Annotated in this window: 20 protein-coding genes; 19 read left to right on the forward strand and 1 reads right to left on the reverse strand. The window is 59.9% G+C overall.

The genetic code is table 11. The features are described 5' to 3' along the window. Positions 1–385 precede the first annotated feature (385 nt). From V5279_RS22500 to V5279_RS22535, 8 genes are all read left to right on the forward strand, one after another. A complete protein-coding gene (locus tag V5279_RS22500; protein WP_338687726.1) occupies positions 386–598 on the forward strand; it encodes a hypothetical protein in 213 nt (70 codons plus the stop codon). A 20-nt stretch (positions 599–618) separates the two neighbouring features. Beyond that, positions 619–1,137: a hypothetical protein gene (locus tag V5279_RS22505; RefSeq protein WP_338687729.1), complete on the forward strand. Its 519-nt coding sequence runs from the start codon at positions 619–621 to the stop codon at positions 1,135–1,137. Between the two features lie 42 nt (positions 1,138–1,179). Beyond that, positions 1,180–2,357 (forward strand): IS3 family transposase gene (locus V5279_RS22510; RefSeq protein WP_414645828.1). Its coding sequence is split into 2 segments (ribosomal slippage): positions 1,180–1,471 and positions 1,471–2,357, totalling 1,179 coding nucleotides; the frame shifts between segments, so codons are not numbered across the junction. Positions 2,358–2,495: 138 nt separating this feature from the next. Continuing rightward, positions 2,496–3,050: a hypothetical protein gene (locus tag V5279_RS22515; RefSeq protein WP_338687737.1), complete on the forward strand. Its 555-nt coding sequence runs from the start codon at positions 2,496–2,498 to the stop codon at positions 3,048–3,050. Further along, positions 3,051–5,237 (forward strand): AAA family ATPase, encoded by a 2,187-nt coding sequence (locus tag V5279_RS22520; RefSeq protein WP_338687739.1) that lies wholly within the window; start codon positions 3,051–3,053, stop codon positions 5,235–5,237. It abuts the gene before it with no gap. A 286-nt stretch (positions 5,238–5,523) separates the two neighbouring features. Next, the gene (locus tag V5279_RS22525) at positions 5,524–6,492 is read left to right on the forward strand and encodes a hypothetical protein (RefSeq protein WP_338687741.1); all 969 of its coding nucleotides are present in this window, start codon (positions 5,524–5,526) and stop codon (positions 6,490–6,492) included. A gap of 203 nt (positions 6,493–6,695) precedes the next feature. Continuing rightward, on the forward strand, positions 6,696–6,977 hold the full coding sequence (locus V5279_RS22530; RefSeq protein ID WP_338687744.1) for a hypothetical protein: 282 nt from the start codon (positions 6,696–6,698) through the stop codon (positions 6,975–6,977). Then, a complete protein-coding gene (locus tag V5279_RS22535; protein ID WP_338687747.1) occupies positions 6,970–7,179 on the forward strand; it encodes a hypothetical protein in 210 nt (69 codons plus the stop codon). Before V5279_RS22530 ends, V5279_RS22535 begins: the two co-directional genes overlap by 8 nt. On the opposite strand, the gene V5279_RS22540 is transcribed toward V5279_RS22535, so the two are convergent. After that, on the reverse strand, positions 7,176–7,382 hold the full coding sequence (locus V5279_RS22540) for a hypothetical protein (RefSeq protein ID WP_338687749.1): 207 nt from the start codon (positions 7,380–7,382) through the stop codon (positions 7,176–7,178). The two genes, V5279_RS22535 and V5279_RS22540, sit on opposite strands and share 4 nt — an antisense overlap. 80 nt (positions 7,383–7,462) lie before the next feature. Here V5279_RS22540 and V5279_RS22545 point away from each other — a divergent pair, with 80 nt between their 5' ends. The 11 genes from V5279_RS22545 (at position 7,463) to V5279_RS22595 (ending at position 18,146) form a co-directional block, all read left to right on the forward strand. Then, the gene (locus V5279_RS22545; protein ID WP_338687751.1) at positions 7,463–8,068 is read left to right on the forward strand and encodes a phage tail protein; all 606 of its coding nucleotides are present in this window, start codon (positions 7,463–7,465) and stop codon (positions 8,066–8,068) included. A 263-nt stretch (positions 8,069–8,331) separates the two neighbouring features. After that, positions 8,332–8,847: a hypothetical protein gene (locus V5279_RS22550; protein ID WP_338687753.1), complete on the forward strand. Its 516-nt coding sequence runs from the start codon at positions 8,332–8,334 to the stop codon at positions 8,845–8,847. A 12-nt stretch (positions 8,848–8,859) separates the two neighbouring features. Beyond that, the gene (locus V5279_RS22555) at positions 8,860–10,917 is read left to right on the forward strand and encodes a phage terminase large subunit family protein (RefSeq protein ID WP_338687755.1); all 2,058 of its coding nucleotides are present in this window, start codon (positions 8,860–8,862) and stop codon (positions 10,915–10,917) included. Next, the gene (locus V5279_RS22560; protein WP_338687758.1) at positions 10,914–11,039 is read left to right on the forward strand and encodes a hypothetical protein; all 126 of its coding nucleotides are present in this window, start codon (positions 10,914–10,916) and stop codon (positions 11,037–11,039) included. Before V5279_RS22555 ends, V5279_RS22560 begins: the two co-directional genes overlap by 4 nt. A gap of 5 nt (positions 11,040–11,044) precedes the next feature. Further along, positions 11,045–12,787, forward strand: coding sequence for a phage portal protein (locus V5279_RS22565; protein WP_338687761.1), 1,743 nt, complete (start codon positions 11,045–11,047; stop codon positions 12,785–12,787). Between the two features lie 305 nt (positions 12,788–13,092). Beyond that, positions 13,093–13,740: a hypothetical protein gene (locus V5279_RS22570; RefSeq protein ID WP_338687763.1), complete on the forward strand. Its 648-nt coding sequence runs from the start codon at positions 13,093–13,095 to the stop codon at positions 13,738–13,740. Between the two features lie 32 nt (positions 13,741–13,772). After that, positions 13,773–14,117 (forward strand): hypothetical protein, encoded by a 345-nt coding sequence (locus tag V5279_RS22575; protein ID WP_338687765.1) that lies wholly within the window; start codon positions 13,773–13,775, stop codon positions 14,115–14,117. Positions 14,118–14,254: 137 nt separating this feature from the next. Beyond that, positions 14,255–16,543 carry a phage tail tape measure protein gene (locus tag V5279_RS22580; RefSeq protein WP_338687767.1) on the forward strand — a complete coding sequence of 763 codons (2,289 nt, stop codon included), beginning with the start codon at positions 14,255–14,257 and terminating at the stop codon, positions 16,541–16,543. A 14-nt stretch (positions 16,544–16,557) separates the two neighbouring features. Continuing rightward, complete coding sequence (locus V5279_RS22585) at positions 16,558–16,992, forward strand: hypothetical protein (protein ID WP_338687770.1); 435 nt, start codon at positions 16,558–16,560, stop codon at positions 16,990–16,992. A gap of 94 nt (positions 16,993–17,086) precedes the next feature. Next, positions 17,087–17,365 carry a hypothetical protein gene (locus tag V5279_RS22590; RefSeq protein WP_338687773.1) on the forward strand — a complete coding sequence of 93 codons (279 nt, stop codon included), beginning with the start codon at positions 17,087–17,089 and terminating at the stop codon, positions 17,363–17,365. A 538-nt stretch (positions 17,366–17,903) separates the two neighbouring features. Next, positions 17,904–18,146: a hypothetical protein gene (locus V5279_RS22595; protein WP_338687774.1), complete on the forward strand. Its 243-nt coding sequence runs from the start codon at positions 17,904–17,906 to the stop codon at positions 18,144–18,146. Positions 18,147–18,415: the final 269 nt, after the last annotated feature.

An 18,415-nucleotide genomic window follows, 5' to 3' on the forward strand; every position in this document is an offset into this window, starting at 1 on the left:
TAGGGGGTCAATATTGCAGGCCGAATGACAGAGACGCCCGTAACAGCCCATACGGACGGGCGTTTATCCCCATGTGCAGCGGTTTGGTGGCATGGGGGCGCGGGTGCATTTTCCTACTTTAGATTTTCGTTGTCCGATCGATACTAGGACGGGGCGGAAGCATGAAGCTGATCGGCTCAGCCCATGTTGGCACTCGGCTTTGGCACTCGGCGTTGACCGGAACCGACCTGATGCCCCTTTAATAGACGTAGATCGTCTTTCTGTGCGATCAAACTGCGGGGCCAGAGCGCTGGCCCCGATCCACTCACAGGCCATCTGAACGGCCTACCGTCCACAACCCCAATGTGGCGTGCGTACCCGCGCGCCCAAACGAAGGAGTCTGCCTATGTCTGACCTACTCACGATGTCCGATCTCCGTGCGCGCTACGGGAGCGGCAGTCGACCGGCGAGCAGGACATTTATCTACAACGCGATGGCGTCCGGCCATCTCCCGCAGGCAGTCAAGTTCGGCGGCAAGATGCTTTGGCGTCGCGCCGACGTACTCGCCAAAGAGGCCGCACTGTTCGAACGCGCCGCACAGCCCGACGCGCGCTCCTAAGCCACGCGCCTGGGGGACCCATGACTAGCATTCAATCTGCGCTATTCGACAATCGCGAAGCGCTCGCCAACGAAGGCGAGATCGAACGTAAAGAAGCGCTCACCCGAGCCGCCACCGCGTCAGAAGCCCTTGCTCTTGATGCCGATAATGAACTCGCCAAGGCGGGCTACGACAAGAATGGCAACCGCTTAGGCTCAGACGACAAGCCCGTTCCGAGCGACGACATTATGTCAAATCGGAAGCGGTCCATGATGCCGCGAAACGCGACGGATGAATCTAATTGGCTGACCATCTCGGCGAACAAGGGGAGCGAGATGAAGTCGAGCACTAGCATCGAAGCAGAAATTGACGCTTCGCGTGCGTACACCGTCGAGTTCGCGAAACATTGCAGCAGCTTCGCCGAGCCCTGCAACCAAAACCAGTTGCTCGCACGCATTGACGCGGGGCTTTTGCTCCTCGCCGACGCGCGGTCACAGTATCACGTCGACTTTCTCGCCTTCACCATCAAGTCCGACTGCGATGAACCTCCTCCGAATTGATGGACACCTGTAGTAGGCTCGAAGAGCCAGGAGAGGTGTTGGATGGAAGGACGTCAGCGTAGGTCGTTTACGGACGACTATAAGCGGCAAGCGGTCGATCTGGTCGCTTCGAGTGGCCGCTCGATCGGATCGGTGGCCAAGGAACTTGGCCTGCGCGATTCAGTTTTGCGGCGCTGGGTGGAACTACGTGGAACTGGGCGAGAGCCGACGGCTGCGGCGCGGCGCCCCACAACGCAAGCGACGCTGCCGTCGGCGGACCACGCGGCGGAGATCGCTCGTCTGCAGCGAGAGAACGAGCGGCTGCGCATGGAGCGCGACATTTTAAAAAAGTCGATCGCGATCTTTGCTGGGGGGCCGAAATGAGATTCCGCTTCATCGAAGATCGCCGCGCCGACTATCCTGTGACGATCCTGTGCGACGTGCTCGGTGTCTCGCCGGCCGGCTATTATGCTTGGCGCTCCCGGCCGGAGAGCCAGCGATCGGTCGCCAACCGTGAGCTTGTCGACGACATCAAGCGCGTCCATCGCGAGACAAACGGACGCTACGGCAGCCCGCGTATCCATGTCGAATTGAAGGCCCAGGGCCGCGGGGCGAGCCGTGGCCGCATCGAGCGGCTGATGCGCCATCACGGTATCAGGGCCATCATGGCACGGCCTCGCCGGGTGCGGACGACCGATAGCCGTCATGACCTCCCGATCGCGGCGAACCTGCTCGAGCGCAACTTCACCGCCACTGCGCCGAACCGGATCTGGCTCGCCGATATCACCTACATCGAGACCGATCAGGGTTGGCTCTATCTGGCCACCGTCATGGATTTGTACAGCCGCAGGATCGTCGGCTGGGCGATGGCGGATCATTTGCGTGCCGAGCTGCCGCTGGCAGCCTTGCGGATGGCCGTCTCAGCGCAGCGGCCTGGCGCCGGTCTGATCCATCATTCCGATCGCGGCGTCCAATACGCATCGGCGGAATACCGCAAGGTCGTGCAATCTGCCGGCTTGAGGGCATCGATGAGCCGCAAGGCCGACTGCTATGACAATGCTCCAATGGAGAGCTTCTTTCACACGCTCAAAATCGAGCTCGTCTACCACACTCACTATGCAACACGCGCAGAGGCCACACGTGATATCTTTGCTTACATTGAAGGCTTCTACAATCGAACTCGTCGTCACTCCGCCATCGGCTATGTCAGTCCGATCGAGATGGAGCTAAAAGCAGCTTAACCTTGTCCATTTTTTCGGGGGAAGATCAGCGATGCGCTCGGAATAAAGACAATCCCGGAACTGGCAGTTGCCATCGGTTGCAGCACGTCGGCCGTATACACGAAGATAGGAAACGGCAGCTTCGAGTTTGCGCTCGCGGTGATCGCCTCCGAACGTCAACTGACCATTCGGGAAGCTCGTAAAGCGAGATGGCGCGAGATCGACATAGAGCGGGCCATTCGCGGAAGCCGTTTTGATGTTGAAGGCATTCGCGAAGGCATCCGGCTCGCAGCATTGAGCCTCAAAATCGAAGTTGCTCACGCAATTGCCCGCGAGGCGATGGCAAGCGCGCTGAGCGAGTCAGGCGTCAAAGATAAGTCGACGCATATGATCCCGCGCTCGCGTTGGAAGAAGCTAGCCGAGCTAGGCCTATTCGATGTCCGCACATTCGAAACGCTCAGCCAGATGAAACCGCAGGAACGGGACGACTGGATAGCTGATCGCGAAGTGGAGCGGCTGAAGGCGCTGTTCGGCAACGATCAGCAGCGCAGAGCCGCGAGATGTCGGTATGATTCACGCGAGTGCCAACGGCTCATTCGGAAACATGTCGGAACGGGGGAAAGGTTCGCCCCGACGAGGCCTAATGTTCCCCCGTCGCTCGCAGAACTCGCCAAGCGCTGCACTCAGAAGCCCACCAACAAGAAAGCCGCCTAAGTGAATAAACCTACTACTGCACGACCCGAAGCGGACACTACAGGCGCGCGGCAGAGCACGAACCGCAAGAACGCGCGTTTCTTCGCGCAGGCTGGACTCTACGTCTTTCCTAGTGATGGAAAAATTCCCCTCGTGCCCCGGTATAACCGCGCCGACACGTCGCTTTCGAAGGAAGAGCGCGAGACCGCGATTGACGAGTACGTCGAGAAGCACGGCGTTGAGCCTGCTCACGTCGGCGCAACCAAGGACGACGCTACGCTCGTTAAGCTTTGGCGCAAGTTCCCTAACGCGGTGCCGTCCATTTCGTGCGGCCCGTCGAAGTTGGTTGTGCTGGACGCTGACCTGAAAGATGACGGCCCGCGCAAATTGCGCATGCTGTTTGCTGAGCGCGGCGGACTGCCTGCGGGGATTGCAATCAATCCGACCAAGAGCGGCGGCGAGCACTTCGTGTTCGGCGATCCGGAAGGCAAGTTCTCCAATCGCGCTGGCCTGCTCAAGAAGAACTGCGGCACCGACGTGCGCGGCACGGGCGGGCAATTCGTGGCTCCGGGGTCTATCCGCGAAGACGGTGCGACCTACGGCACCCAGGCAGACAAGCAGAACTTCGTTCGCGCGGTCGTCGGCGGCAAGCTGCCGACGCTGCCGGACTACATCGTGGAGCTTATCGGCACTCAGCCTGACAGTGAATCTGCGCCGCTTAATGATAGCGATCCCGTGGTTAAGGGGCTCATTGAGGAGCTTGGCGTGGGGGAGCGAGACGGGTTCTTGTCGCTGTTCGACTCAACAGTCGGTAAATTCCCGCTCGATTACATTCGGCAGTGTCGACCCGACTTCGATTTCTTTTATGATCACCCGAGCGATGACCGCTCTGCGAATAGGATGAAGGCTGCGACATTCCTTGTCGGAGCGTATCCCGAGCTGACCGTCAATGACTACGCGGCATTTTGCGAGGAGTGGGCGGGGGCAGGCGAGTACGACGACCGGCAACTTGCTCGCGAGTTCGCGCGGGCGAAGCTTAATCCCGCGCACGTTTCCAAGCCGAGCGACGGCAGCGCGTTTGAACCCGTGGAAGACGAAGGTGGTGAGACTGGCCACAAGCGCCCGTCTCACATTCGCGCAAGCGACCTTGTGGCGAACTACAAGCCCATTCGGTGGCTCGTCAAACGATTGATCCCGCTCAACAGCGTTGGCGCGCTGTATGGGCTGCCGAACGTTGGCAAGAGCTTCGTAGTCTTCGACCTAGCGAGTCACGCTCGACGCGGGCGGGATTGGTTCGACCGCAAGATCGCAGGCGGCGATGTGCTATACTGCTATGCGGAAGGTGCCGAAGGAATGAGCGGACGCGCCAAGGCCTGGGCCGATAACAACGACACGAGCGGCGGCGACGTGGCTCTAATGAACAATGTCCCCAATCTGTTCAAGGACCCGAAGGCCGCCGACAAGCTGATCGCCGAGGCTCGCAAATGCGAGGCAGACAGCGGGCAGCCGGTGCGGTTGATCATCGTCGATACCCTTGCAGCGGCGACAACGGGAGCGGATGGGAGTAGCGACAAGGACATGGGCGTGGTGTGTGAGCGGTTGCGGAAGGTCGCGACGGCGCTGGATTGTGCCGTCCTTGTCGTTCACCACAGCGGTAAGGATGTGTCGAAAGGTATGCGCGGATCATCGGCGATCCTGGGCGCGGTGGACTACACACTGCTCGCCGAAGAGGGGAAGGGCGGCTCAACTATCAGTGTCGAGAAGATGCGTGACGCCTCTAAGGCTCAGTCGATCAGATTCAAGCTTGTGGAGGTCGTCATTGGCAAGGACGGCGACGGTGAGGACGTGACGAGCTGCATCATTCGCCCGACCACCGTAGGCGAGGGACTAGATATCGCTGTGGACGATCGGGAAGAAGCCTCACTGATCAAGCGCGGGGACAAACGAGAAGACCGTGTCGAGAGGCTAATCGAGGTCGCGGGCGAAGAAGTCGCGAGGGCTTCGCTAGCCGAAGACGAAGCCACGAATGAAATCGGGCTGACGCTCGTGCGGCTGACAACCTTGCTGAACGCAAGCCGCACGAATTACGCCACCCTTGACGGTAAGCCGTTCGCGCCTCTGCACCGGAAAGACGTTTCGCGGGTCGTTCAGTCGGCCGTTGAGGCTGAACGTCTCTCAGTCCGGGGCTCAAAGTACTATTTGAGGTAGTCGGGAGTTGTGGCACTCTACTGTGGCACTTCGGGAGTGCCACAAGAAGTGCCACAGCATATTCCAGAGAAAGTGCCACGAACTGCCACAAGGCGTGCGGCACTAGAAACCCAGCAAAATAGCGGGTTTCTGCAATTCTGTGGCACCCCGTGGCACTTTGTGGCAGGTGCCACAAGTCGGTCCATCCCGTTTTGTGGCATTCCCCGCGTGTCTATAAGACACGCGGGTGCCACAAGTGGACGTGAAGGTAGGAACCTAGGCGGTTTGGCGGTAAGGGATTTTCGACATGACCGTATTCGCGGGGAGCGGGAGCGAACTAGCCTCTCTCATTCAGTACGAGCGTGACGCGTTAGAGTTTGTTCGATCAGTACTGTTTAACCAGAGCGAAGCGGCGGCGCGCTTGGAAATCGATCTCTCGGCTGCCAGAAACGAAGACGGGTCTCTCCGGGGAGATGTCAGGCTGCTGATGGTTGGTGTCGCGTCCGGCGATGAGGCCGTTCGATCCGCCTTATCTCGATTACGGCCGCTGGCTTTCTCTGCGGCGTTCAAGTTGCAGGACATGATCGTAGAGTGGGTATTGCGTGCGAATGGCTCCACAGCATGGCGGTTTCAGGCGAAGATTCAGGAATACGAAAGGATGAAGCGCACAGCCCGCCTGTGCGAGCCTCCGGGATTTGTAAACCGAGGGGCGTTGTCGGATACGTTCTGGGCGCTCTACAGCGCCTTGGCTCGGTTTCGAAACAAGATCATTCACAAGGGTAGCTTCTCGGTTTTGGGAACGACGCTCACGATTGCGGATGGACCCGACATTTTACAATTAACGGACGCTGAGCAGGGAGCGTACATTCGCGCGCTCTGCTTGCTAGCTGACGGCCTTATGAGCAGTGCTATTCCCGACGCTAGCGTATTCATTATTGAGAATGATCTGCATCAGTTGAGCTCAATTCACAATGTAACTGGACTCAATCAACGACCGGTCAGACTTGCATCTATAACGGCGACAGGGACCGGCCGAGCTGTTGAAGATGGACGTTTAGAGGCGACAATCGATTTTGATGAGATTAGGCGGTGTGCGGAGAAATCATTTCCGATAGTTGGCGGCATCGTATTGTTCGATTTAAGACTCATCATTCGTGTAGGTATCCGACAGGCGACATGGGCGTTCCCGGTGGGTGCAGCCCCGACAGGGGTGGTTCAGATTGTTGAGGGCAATTCACGTTTTGAGCCCTACCGCGCGGCTGAAGCGCTCCAATAGTTTGCTCGAATATCGGCTGGTTACAACGACTTAGCACCTACATTCCGGGAGATGCACGTTTTTTGGCGAGCGCTCTCCTTATGGTGAGGGCCGCGTACGGCGGGTGCACGAGCCCTTCCTTTCGGGAGCCGCGCGGACCACATCCCCCGGTTCGCGCGGCCGTCCCCGGTCATTCACCCGTCTCCCGAGGGGAAACCGCCGTCATGACTACCCAACCCGATCATACCATCGGTCTGACCGAATTGCTTGCGCTGTCCGAAGATGCTCGCCTGGGCCGGATCGCCGCAGCCGCCGAACGTATCGCCGAGTCCACCGAGACGCTTATGGCTCTATTCGCGTCGCTGATCGGGCAGGGGAAAGCGACCTGCCTTTCGTTCGACGGCACTGGCCCGACCACACAGCCCGCCGTCAACTTCCTGCGCACAGGCGACGGAACCAAGGCCTTCGCATGCGACGCGATCAATGCGGAAAACGTCGATGACTGATCCTGCCATTGCGGCGCTGCTCAATCAGTTCGCCGATACGCTCAATCAAGCCGCTGCCACATTCGACGCGATCCGCCACACCATTCCTAGCGTCGATCCGGGATCGCCCGTCGCTCGCATGGTCGAGCAGTGCGAGCGGGCTGAGTCCACCATGCGGCAGTCGGTAGAGCCCACGAGGTGGCAGCCGCCCACGGCGCTCTAGCGTTGGTGACCCACGCCTATACCGAGCTGCGAGGCTTTGACCCGCACCGCACCGATAGTGCGCTTCAGTTCCTTGCAGACCTTAGCGACGGGCGTGCGAGCCTTCGAATGCTTCTTCAGGGTCCGCACATCCGTCGCGGTCCACTCGCGACGGGAAACAGTCTTCTTCTTCTTCGTCGTCTTTGCGCGCTTCAACTTACCCACTCCAAATCAGTAGAGCCGCGCTGTTAGCAACGGTCGCAGGTGATCGCAACTCACAATGAGCTGTGTTGGGGATAATTACGATGACAATGCTACAAGTTAATGTCGACGCCACCTCACTTGAGCGATGGGCTCGAGAATTGAGCACGCGCGGTATTCGCAACGCAATTCGTCGAGCTGTCGACCGATCAGCAACGGCCGCGCGTAAGGTCGCGCTCGAAGTGATTGCAAAAGACGCGGGCGTCTCTGTCGCTCGCATCCGCCCCGGTGTTACGAAGGTGCGGCGCACCACGCAATCTGATCTGAGCGCGTCGTTCACAGCGAACAAACTGCGTATCGGCATTCTGAACACGGAAGGCGCAACCGTCAGCCGTCGCGGCGGCTTGCATGCGAGCACGTTCAGGCTGACGGGCGGCGGCAGCTCTTCTCTCGACGTGGCAAAGGCCTTCGTAATCCGCGCCAATGGCGGCAAGTTCGTCGCGATCCGACGTGGTCGCGAGCGTTTGCCGGTGAAAGGAATCTATGCCGAGCAGCCGTCCACCGCGATGGCCCAGGACAACGGGGCGGCACGACTGGCATGGCAGAAAGAAGCCAATGCGCAAGTAGCTCAGCGGTTGCCGCAAGAGATACAGAAACAGCTTCTCGCCGAAGGCTTGCCTTACAGCCCGCCCGCCGACACAGGCGATTAGTCAACACCGTCGTTAGAGCGATATCGACACGCTCGCGACGATTAGCGCGCCGCGTCCGGCAGGAGCGGGAGTGAGACGACGCCTTATCGGGCGTGGCGCGCACACGTTCGCCCCGTAGGTCCCGAACGTAACCACAATGCGCCATGGCGAGCTGCCGCAGGGGCGCTTGGGTCCCTCCCGGGCACCCCTCGCGCCCGCCGAGCGGTGCACCGCCGCACTATTTTTACTGAAAACATTCACGTTTTCGATAGCAGAGAACGACCATGGGACGGCCAAGAGGCATTATCCGCAGGATCGCGGACGAAACGAGCCTGGATCAAGCGACCGTGCGTCGCTCGCTCGCAATGGCCGACATTACCGAACAGGACTGCGAGGCGGACTTCGCTCGTGCAGTCGAGATCGTGAAAGGCTCGGCGGACAATGACCGAGTAATCGGCCATGCCGCGAGCGGCAGAGGCGAGGGCGGGACTAGTAGCGAATACGCCGCCGCGAAAGCGGAGGCGGAGCGCTACCGCGCCGAAAAGATGCGGCTGCAAAACGAGCGGCTGCGCGGATCGCTAATTGACCGCGCGAGTGTCACCGAAACATACACCCGCATACTCGGCGATTTGCGAACCACGCTGTTAGCGATGGGCGGAAAACTCGCGCCCCAGCTTATCGGCCAAACGGATGTTCGCGTGATTGCGAAGATCGTAGATACCGAAATGCGAGACACGCTCACCGTTTTCGCTGATGAGCAAAAATTTGCTGAAGCGCTGGACGACGAAGCGCTCGGCTAAAAGCGAGACACAATGATCGACAACGCATTAGCGTCGGCGATGCTCGGCGCTATGCGTCCTCCGCCGATTATATCGCCGCGTGAGTTTGCAGAAACCAACATACGGCTTCCCTCAAATGCGGCTGCCCGCCCGGGGCCGTTGCGGCTTGCACCCTACCAAATCGAGCCGCTCAATTACTTCGCGGAAGACGACGCAGACGTACTTGTATTGGAGTGGGCAGCACAAACTGGCAAGTCGACTATCGTCAATGCCGTGCTCGGCCATATTATCGGCTGCAACCCCGGTCCCACGCTCCACGTATCTCCAACCGGCGACCGTTCGAAGGAGCTGGTTAGAGAACGTCTAGACCCGCTTATTGCAAGCTCTCCCGCACTTCGGGCGCTAGTTGGTACAGGATACGGCACGAAGAAGGGTAGCGCGGGCGGCACAGACAGCACGTCGCTCAAGACGTTCCCGGGAGGATCGATTGCGTTCGCGTCGAGCTTCAAGGCCGATGAGCTTGCAGCGCGAGCAATCAGATTTTTGCTGCTGGATGAGACGGACAGATTCGCGGGGGCGCTTCCCGGCGAAGGCGACCCCGTTGCGCTCGCGTTTAAGCGCACCAAGACCTTTGAGGACAACGGCCGTCGCGTCCTGCTCGTCAGCACCCCGACGACGCGCATGGGGTCAAGAATCGAGTCTTGGTACAGGCGCGGAGACCAGCGCAAATGGTTTGTAGCCTGCCCGGATTGCGCTCACAGCGGACCGTTAGATTTTGCGGACATGAAATGGACACCGGGTAAGCCTGAGACCGCTCACCACGTCTGCCCGGACTGTGGCGTGGTTCACGGCGAGGCGCAGCGGCGCGCGATGGTGGAAGCGGGGAGGTGGATTGCCACCGCGACCGGTGAGAGGGGCATTAGGTCTTACCACCTAACCGAGTTGGCCTCACTGTTCAGCACGATGGCCTCGGTGGTTCAGCAATTTGAAGCCGCAACCACGCCAGAGGCGAAACAGGTCTTCTACAACACCGTCTTAGCCCAGGCGTATGACGCTTCAACCGAAGTCGAATTGTCTGCGAGCGAGCTACAACAACGCGCCGAACAGATCGCGTCGCCGTACCGTGCGGATATGGTGTTCGTCAGCGCGGGCGTCGACGTGCAGTCCAATCGTCTTGAAGTGACATTCTTAGGGCACCACGCCGATCAGACGTTCAGTGTTCTCAATCACGTTAAGCTGGTGGGGGACACAAGCGGTGACGCTGTCTGGCATCAGCTTGACGCGGCGATGGAGACCGCCTTTCGAACCGTAGATGGCCGCGTGTTGCCCGTTCTAATTCAGGCAATCGACTCAGGCTTCAATGCTGATCAAGTCGTGAAGTTCGTGCGATCTCAACGCCGAAAGTCGCGCTCCGCGTACGCCGTTAAAGGTAAGGGAGGCTTCGACCGAATGCCTCTCGTCAGTGGCGGACGACTTAAAGGTCAGATGCAGTTGCTGATTGTCGGGGTCGACGCGGTCAAGCTCGCCGTTCAAAAGGCACTTGCGATAGAGCAGCCGTCTCCAGGTTACATCCGACTGCCGGATCACTTGGACGAAGAATACTTCGTCGGTTTGGCATCCGAGCAGTTGCGGGCTCGCGTCGTCAATGGTGCACCGCGCTTCGAATATCACCGCACCGTGAGACGAAACGAGCCACTCGATTGCCTTGTGTACGCCACGGCCATCGCGATGGCATCCCCAAGTTCGGGCGGCAGTCAACAAGCCGCCTGCACCTACACAACCCAAAACGTCGTTCGAAGAGTCGCTCAAACGATTGGCGGCTCTATCCCAACCCATGAGGTGACTACACCATGCGTGAATATAAGAAACCGGTTGCCGTTACCGGCGAGGCGAACGCCGCAATCGCCAGTGAACGTATGCGAATCCGAGACATTCTGGAAAGTGTTGAGGCGCGGCGCAATCCTGCCATGGCGCAGAAACTTGCACTTGTCGCGGCGCTCGACGCTGAGACAGCGAGAAGCATCCTTGCTGAAGCGCCTGTCGCCAATCCTTACCTTGCCGCCTTGGATCGGGAAGTTCCTAGCGGCATGAACGCGGCCACGGTCGACATCACCGGCGATCCGAGGGCCGCGCGGCTGAAAGAGATCGCAGAAGGTGCAAAGGCCTACAACGCTGCGAACCGTCGCTCGCAGGGCCTTGCCGTAAAGGAATAGGTCATATGTCGAAGATCAAAGGACGCGGGGCCGTCCGCGTCGCTCGCACTGGCCGAGCATCGGGTGCAAGCGGACGGGTTCGTCCCGCTGTGGTCCCTAAGCGACTTGCCGCTGCTGCCAAGGACGCGCTGATTAAGCCGCTCGCTCCCATCGAATCTGTGACAGCAGCCCGAGCGGGTATTCTCGACGGGACGGACGGCAAGCCTTCGCTCGTTTGGGCGCGTTACGACGCCGGGCCGTTCACTGCCGGTAACCTTGGCGGATGGCAGCCCTATTGGGGCACTCCGGGCAGTGAGATTAGCCGCGAGCGCTCATTGGTCGCTTCGATCACGCTCGACCTCTTGATGTCCAATCCGGTCATTGCGGCGCTCGTGGAGGGCTTTGCGACCTACGCGGTAGGGAACGGGCTCACGCTCTCTTCGCGACCCAACTACGGTGCGCTTGGCATTTCCAAGGACGCTGCGCGCGAGTTGTCGCATCAGATCGAAACGGCTTGGCAGGAGTGGGCGAAAACTGCTGCCGAATGCGACGCGTCGGGTCGCCACTCGCTGCATCAGCTCGCGGTCGCGGCATACAAGAGCTTTTTGCTCACTGGCGAAACGCTCTTCATTATCGGGCAGAAGGCAGGCGGTTCGGTCACACGGACGAAGGTCAACATGCTTGATGTTCGCCAGCTCGACCAAAGCATCACCCGCGTTGCCGAAGGCAACAACGGGGGAACCATCATGCAGGGGGTGCAGTTCAGGAATGGCAGGGTAGAAGGCTACTGGATCAGACCCTTCCAACTCGGCAATTTCAACACCGCTCCGCAAGCAACGTTCGTGAGGGCTCGGACGTCATGGGGGCGGACAGTGGTTGGGCATCTCTTCGACATGATCGCCCCGGGGCAAATTCGCGGCGTCTCGCCGCTCGCACCCGCTCTGACGCCTGCTCATTCGAAATCGACGCTGCGCGAGTTTGGGCTAGCCGCCGCCCTGGTGCAGTCCATGATTGCAGCCACGGTCGAATCTGATCTCCCCCGGGATACCGCGCTTAAGTCGCTTGCGACTGCCGACGCTATGGACATGCCTGCACCCTCTGGGGTTTCACCTGAAGCATGGGCGGAGGCCCGGGCGGCATACTATGAGACCGTCAAGGTCAATCTTCAGCCGGGCGTGGTCACTCACATGATGAAGGGGGACCGCCTCGTTCTGCATCGGCCGCAGAGCCCCAACACTGTTCACGATGCCCTGGACAAGAGCTTGTCCCGGGAGGCCGCCAAGGCGGCGGGCTCATCAGCAGAGGACGTGTCGGGCGATTACTCGCAGACCTCATTCAGCGCTTCACGTCTCGCGCAGGAGCTGCCGTGGCGGATCAACAAGCGCAGGCGCTCTGCAATCGTTGAGCCGTTCTATCAAGCTGCATTCGTCGCTTGGCTGGAAGAGATGTGTGAGACCGGGCGCATCCGCCTTCCGGCTGGCGCACCGGCCTTCTGGCAGGCCCCCGAAGCCTATTGCAGTGCTATTTGGCGGGGCGAAGGTAAGCCAGTGGCCGACCCGTTGAAGGCAGCCCAGGCCGATATTCTCGAAATCGAAAACGGCTTGTCGACGCTCGAAGCGAAGCTCGGCGAACGTGGTTTGGACTTTGAGGAAGTATTGGCTCAGCGCAAGAGCGAGCGGGAGCAATTGGAAGCGGCTGGCCTGCCTTACCCCGTGCCGAAGAACCGGGACGATTGGAAGGCCGAAGACGACGCGCCTGCGTCGACCTAGCAGGACACAACGATCATGACAAACTGCACATCCGGTAGGGGCGTTGTCCCCACGGTCGACAACCCGTGCGCCATGCTCTCGGCATTGCGCGCAGCGTACTACCAGCTACTTGCCGGGCAAGCGAAGGCCGTGGTCCGGAACGGCGATCAGTGGCTCGAATTTCAGCACGGCGATGCAAAGACATTGCAGCGCGAAATCCGTCGCCTCGAAATCATTTGCGAATCCGGGAATAACGTTGGCCGCGCAGTTCGCGTTGGGCCGTACGTCCCCACGAACGCGCCATATCGGCGCTTTAGGTACTGACCATGAAAGAGAAGATTGCCATTCCACTGGATGGCACGCCGAGCGTCGTCGTACTGGACAACGGTGAACGCATGACGCGCCGCAAGGCGATTACGGCTGGCTATCGAATTGTCGACGCATCCGCGATCAAGAGCGCAGAGGCGGCTAATGTCCTCACCGATGCGATCCACCGCTGGCGGCTCGCAATCGAATGCTTGCCGGAGGCGGCTGAACGTGCGGCAGCAACAGCCGAACTATTGGCGAGCCGGAATCCCGAAACCCTCACGGTAGGGCAGGCGCGCGCGTTCCTGCGCGGCTTGCCTGTCGAGACCAACCACACCGAACAGACGGAAGAGACCTTGACTGCAAATGACGACCCGCGCGCAGTACGCCGTGCTGAAATCGCGCGCAGCATGAACGCGTTCAACAAGAACAACGGACACGCGGGCAAAGACCTTCGCGTCGATATCAAGGACATCGATCCGGCCCGCCTACGCCGCGTCGCTGAAATCCGGCTCAATGCAATGGAGATGAACGGGCGGAGCATGACTGCCGAGTTTAAAAAGCTGAAGCTCGCTCTCGACACACACAGCGCGATGGGCGGCGACTTCTCGCGCGCGCTAGCGCAGGCAGGCGTCGACGCTCAGAGCCTCGCGCCCAGGGCCGTTTAGTCCGTAATTTGCAATCCAGGATCAACACCCAGATGACCACCCAGACCTTTCCTCTCAGCAAGCCTGTCACGACTCACAGCGGCAAGCTGACATCGTTGACGCTTCAGGAGCCGACCGCTGGCGCGTTCGTAGACCACGGCGAGCCGTTCAAGATTCACGTCCGCAAGAGTGCCAGCGGCGAGCCGGACGGCCTCGATTTCGATTACGACAACAAAGTCATGACCAAGTGGCTTGTGGAGATGATTGTCGAGAAAGTCGACGATATCATTCTCAAGAGTCTCAGCGCGCGGGACTACCGTCAGCTTCGAAGTCTGGCGACCGACATCGTGCTGTTGGGAGTGCAGGACCGCAACCCTACCGAACCGTCCGCCGCTTGATCGCGGTCCTCATTGCGGATCACAAGGTGCAGCCTTCAGAGCTGCACCCCATGCGGTTAGGACGGCTTATGTCATACGTCGATTTGCTCGCAGACCTGCGTAAGGTGCGAGAGATGAACAGCGGGAGCTAATTTCCCATGAGCAATCCCAGCGTAACGGCGACAATCAGCGCAAACGATCAGGCGTCGCCGCGACTGCGCGAACTACTTGAGCTGACGAAGCGGCTCGATCAGACGGCGAAGGGGCTCTTCAAAGATAACGGAGGCAACGCAAACTTAGCTAATCAGCTCAGGCAGGCCAACAGCGCAGCGCAACAGAACCTCAATACACTTGAGAAAATCCATAAAGTGCAGGCGGCTATCGGTGCGACGGTGGCGGGCGTGGCTGGCGCTAAGGCCTTTCAGTTCGCGAAGTCGGCTGTCACTGATTACATTCCCTATGAAAGGGACGTGCGGTATCAGCGAGCCATTCAGCACTACAGCAACTCCGATATGGCGCTGTTGGAGAGGCAGAGGATCGAAGCTGCCACTGTCTATGGCTTGAAGCCGGAAGACACGTTGCACGCTCAGCAAGCGTTCGTAACGCGAAACTTCTCTGCGCCGATCACCGAAGCGGCTACGAAGCAAGCCATCGTGCTTGCCAAAGCGCTGAACGTGAAGACAGAAGAGGCTGCAAAGATCGTCGAGGGCTTCACATTCGGGCAGGGTATCCACCTTCACACCCGCGCCGACGCTTCACGCGAGATTGCACGGTCGACCGACTTAGCTGCCATCGCGTCTAAAGCCGGAGCGATGACGCCGGAAGACATCCAGCAGTTTGGCAAATTCGGTATCGGTATGTCGACCGCAGCCGGTATCGGGGCCGAACAGGCGCTTGCGGCGGCTATGACCCTCAAGAGGGCGAACGTGGGCGGCGACGAGTCTGGCGTGTTCATGCGCGCCATGGGTGCCCGCCTGCTCGCACCGACCAAACAGGCTTTCGAGGCATTCGCCCATATGGGCATCAACTATGCCGATTATGCTCCCCAGGGCGCAGTCAGCACGGACGCTATCGACGCCTCACTTCGTCGTCGCTACGGCAAGGGTATGTCCGATGAGGGCAAGGCTAGCCTTAGCGCGGCGCTCAGCGACGAGTCGCGGAACGTGCTTGGGAGCCGTGAGGACTTCTCGGCTGCTGTCCGTGAGGCCGTTGAGGCCAGCGGCGAAAAGCTGTCCAAGATGGACCAGAAGCATTTGGTCGACACGGCTCTTCGTCAGTATGACCTGTCCAAAGGGTCGCTACGGGGCGGCGAACTGTTTGACGCGATCCTTCAAAAGGCAACTGCGCGGGACATGCAGGCCCTGGTAGGCGACAAGCAGGGCGGTCGGGCAGTCATGCTGCTCAACGCGCTTGGGCAGTATCAGGAGTACCTTGAAAAGCTGAACCACGGCGACGGGTTTGCGCAGAACATCGCGAACGAGCGCATGCAAGGCTTGGCGGCTGCGGCTGACCGGCTTACCGCCTCGCTCGATGCCGCCGAAAAGCAGCTAGTCAAGGCGAACGAGGGGTGGCTTACGCCGCTCGCGGAGGCGGGCGCTAAGTTGGCGGGCTTCACCGCTGGGCTCTCAGACGCGCAGAAGCAGGCTATCAGCGTTTCGGCCGGGCTCGCATCGCTGTCGGGCTTGACGGCGGCTGGGGCTACGATTGCATCGGTCATGTCGAGCCTTGCGGGGTTGGCGGCAAATGCAAACTTGGCTTCAGCGGCCTTAGCCCGGACAGCGGGCACCGGCGCCGTAGGGACAGCAGCAACTGCCGCTGGAGGCGTCGCGGCCGGTTCACGGGTGGCGGCTGGCCTGGGGCTCGCGTCCAAAACGTTCGGAGTGGCTGCTATCGTCGCGGGAGCTGTGCCGGTCGTATACGGGCTGACGAACGATGAAGCGCAAGGCGTTACGCGCGACCATACCCGGGCGGCGCGAGCGCGGGAGGCCATCCGTGCTGATGCGCAGGCACGTATGGACCGGGAGCTGGCGCGGGGTGGTGGGGCCGAGTTCGAAGACATGCTCACCGGCTCGGGTCCCTTTGACCGCTACCAGCCGTCTTCCTGGCCGAAGGCACGACGTGGCGCGACTAGTGATTATCTTCGCACGTTCGGCGCGTCAGACGAACAACCGGGCAATAGTCGCGGATGGCAGGACTCGATTGCTAAGGGCAACGTCGCGCCGTCGCAGGGCTTCAAGGATGTTTCCGTCACCGGCACAGTCAACGGTGCGGCCGAGCTGGCGATTAACGTCAACGGCGAGATCAGACCGACGCCTTACCTCGAAGGCATCATTCACCGGGCCGAAGCAACGGCCAACGTAGCGCTCAATGGCCGTCTCGGAACAAGCATGCAAGGCCCAGGCGATAATGCGACCAAGCCTAGCTTCGCGTCCGGTGGGCATCACTAAGGAAGACTAGAGCAATGACTATGCTGTTTCCGACCGATTGGCGGGAAGCCATGCAGACCGAAGTCAGCCCGGCAATTGACGACGCATTCGGTGAGTGCGTGTGGGTTACGCCCGTAGAGCCCGGCAAGCCTAACTTCCCGGCAGTACCGTGCCCTGACCGCAAGGTCAGGGTGCGTGCCGTCTATGTGGCCAAGGCAACGGCCGTAGCATTCGGGGAGGGACGACGCATGGGAAACCATGACGCCTATCCACTCGTTTCGACACGCAAGCCTGTCTTCAGTTTCGGCTATGGCGTTTTGCCGTGGCCGCTGACGCAGGGGTGTCGTATCGCGAGAGACAACGGGGAAGTTTTCGAAGTGACCGACCCAAGACCCGACAGTGTGTCGCGTGTTGAAGTCGACGTTGTGCAGCTCGGCAGACAGAAGGACGACTACTATGGGAATGGGTGATCCCACAGCCCGCCTGTCTGGATGGCCCCGCTCTTCGACTGCAGAGCGGGACATCCCGGACACGATTGCCTACGGGCTCGCGAGCCTGCGCGACATGAACGGCGACTCCATGCGGCTCTTGATCTGGCTAAACAACGACTGGCCGGACCACCTCATTCCCGCGCTCACATGGTTCGCGGCGCAACCTCGCAGCGGCGTATCGCAGACCTTCGTGAAGTACCTTATTAAGTATGCAGGCCCGGAGATGCTTGAACGCGCGTTCGGGAAGCGCCGCTTGCGCGAGCTATTGCAGCGCTATCCTGGCTGGGGCGATCCCGCAGGACTGCGCGGGCGATTTGACGGGTTCGGCGGGACGGACGGGCTTCCAAATTAATGCGGAACCGTTCCACCCTTTGCCACGGCTGACGACCTAGTGGGTAGGCCAAGGGTCGCGGTTCCGTGATAGGCTAAAATGATCCCTTGCGGTTCCCGCCCTAGCTTTGCCAACCTTCTTAGAAACAATTCCGTGGCCCTTGCAATTGTTGTTGTTGATGGAACGAGCCACTGAGGTCCAGTTAGTTCGCGTGACGACCGACGCCCGCGAGGTCCAGATTTGGCTCGCGGCGACCTCACGTGAGGAGGCGCTTGACCGAGTGCTTGACGCTATCCCGGAAGGATGGGCTGTTAGCCTCATTCAGCGGGGGCTTGCTGCCGAGCATGTCGCCGCACTGGACATGACCGTTGGAGAAATCCGCCGTCATCAGGTGAGCTAATTCTGCTTTAGCGAGTGTCGTTCGAATCGAACCGGCTTCAAATCTGTGAGGTTTGTAAGCTCACACTAACACCAAATGACATCTGCTCGAAAATAATCCCTTTGACGCCGATGAGCCGCTTTGCAACAGACAGAGCATTCTGATTTTTGGGGCAGGGCAATGCAGGATTTTGTTTTCGCTACACGCGTGTTTTCGGACTTCGATCCACGTACGGGCATAGAGCATGAGATTCGGGACATCATGGTGCGGAAGCCGTGTGGTTCGTTTCATCTGATCGAAGGACCTGGACTGAGGCCGGGTGATCGTGAAGTCGTGACGCCGTACAGTCTTGATGATGTGTTTGAGTGGTTGCAGGATTGTCCATGGCAGATCGAGCGGACGGTGATTTGCCCGTGGACCTAGAACGGTTGATGGAGTTGGTAGTCACCCGCCATGTATGGGGGCGGGACCTAACGGCAGAGCAGATGCAGGAGACGCTTGCGTCTGCTCTCGACGAAGACCGCCGTCATCTCGTTAAGGTTTGTACGGCAGAGGACGGACGGCTGGGGATCGAATTTGCTCCCGAATTGGGGGACGTGGGCCGCGCCTTTGTCGAAGCGTCCAAGAGCGCTCCCAGCAATCGACCTAGCTGAATCCGACGCAGTGCCCGTTGAAGTCGTAAGGCCGCGCGG

It is taken from the genome of Bradyrhizobium sp. 26S5 (assembly GCF_036923295.1).
Classification (GTDB): Bacteria; Pseudomonadota; Alphaproteobacteria; order Rhizobiales; family Xanthobacteraceae; genus Bradyrhizobium; species Bradyrhizobium septentrionale.

Bases quoted from the DNA above. Each gene is read 5' to 3' on its own strand.
- V5279_RS22550 (WP_338687753.1), top strand. From the start codon at position 8,332: ATGGGACGGCCAAGAGGCATTATCCGCAGGATCGCGGACGAAACGAGC.
- V5279_RS22570 (WP_338687763.1), top strand. From the start codon at position 13,093: ATGAAAGAGAAGATTGCCATTCCACTGGATGGCACGCCGAGCGTCGTC.
- V5279_RS22535 (WP_338687747.1), top strand. From the start codon at position 6,970: ATGACTGATCCTGCCATTGCGGCGCTGCTCAATCAGTTCGCCGATACG.
- V5279_RS22575 (WP_338687765.1), top strand. From the start codon at position 13,773: ATGACCACCCAGACCTTTCCTCTCAGCAAGCCTGTCACGACTCACAGC.
- V5279_RS22555 (WP_338687755.1), top strand. From the start codon at position 8,860: ATGATCGACAACGCATTAGCGTCGGCGATGCTCGGCGCTATGCGTCCT.
- V5279_RS22530 (WP_338687744.1), top strand. From the start codon at position 6,696: ATGACTACCCAACCCGATCATACCATCGGTCTGACCGAATTGCTTGCG.
- V5279_RS22505 (WP_338687729.1), top strand. From the start codon at position 619: ATGACTAGCATTCAATCTGCGCTATTCGACAATCGCGAAGCGCTCGCC.
- V5279_RS22585 (WP_338687770.1), top strand. From the start codon at position 16,558: ATGACTATGCTGTTTCCGACCGATTGGCGGGAAGCCATGCAGACCGAA.
- V5279_RS22560 (WP_338687758.1), top strand. From the start codon at position 10,914: ATGAACGCGGCCACGGTCGACATCACCGGCGATCCGAGGGCCGCGCGG.
- V5279_RS22595 (WP_338687774.1), top strand. From the start codon at position 17,904: ATGCAGGATTTTGTTTTCGCTACACGCGTGTTTTCGGACTTCGATCCA.
- V5279_RS22525 (WP_338687741.1), top strand. From the start codon at position 5,524: ATGACCGTATTCGCGGGGAGCGGGAGCGAACTAGCCTCTCTCATTCAG.
- V5279_RS22580 (WP_338687767.1), top strand. From the start codon at position 14,255: ATGAGCAATCCCAGCGTAACGGCGACAATCAGCGCAAACGATCAGGCG.
- V5279_RS22545 (WP_338687751.1), top strand. From the start codon at position 7,463: ATGACAATGCTACAAGTTAATGTCGACGCCACCTCACTTGAGCGATGG.
- V5279_RS22500 (WP_338687726.1), top strand. From the start codon at position 386: ATGTCTGACCTACTCACGATGTCCGATCTCCGTGCGCGCTACGGGAGC.
- V5279_RS22590 (WP_338687773.1), top strand. From the start codon at position 17,087: ATGAACGGCGACTCCATGCGGCTCTTGATCTGGCTAAACAACGACTGG.
- V5279_RS22565 (WP_338687761.1), top strand. From the start codon at position 11,045: ATGTCGAAGATCAAAGGACGCGGGGCCGTCCGCGTCGCTCGCACTGGC.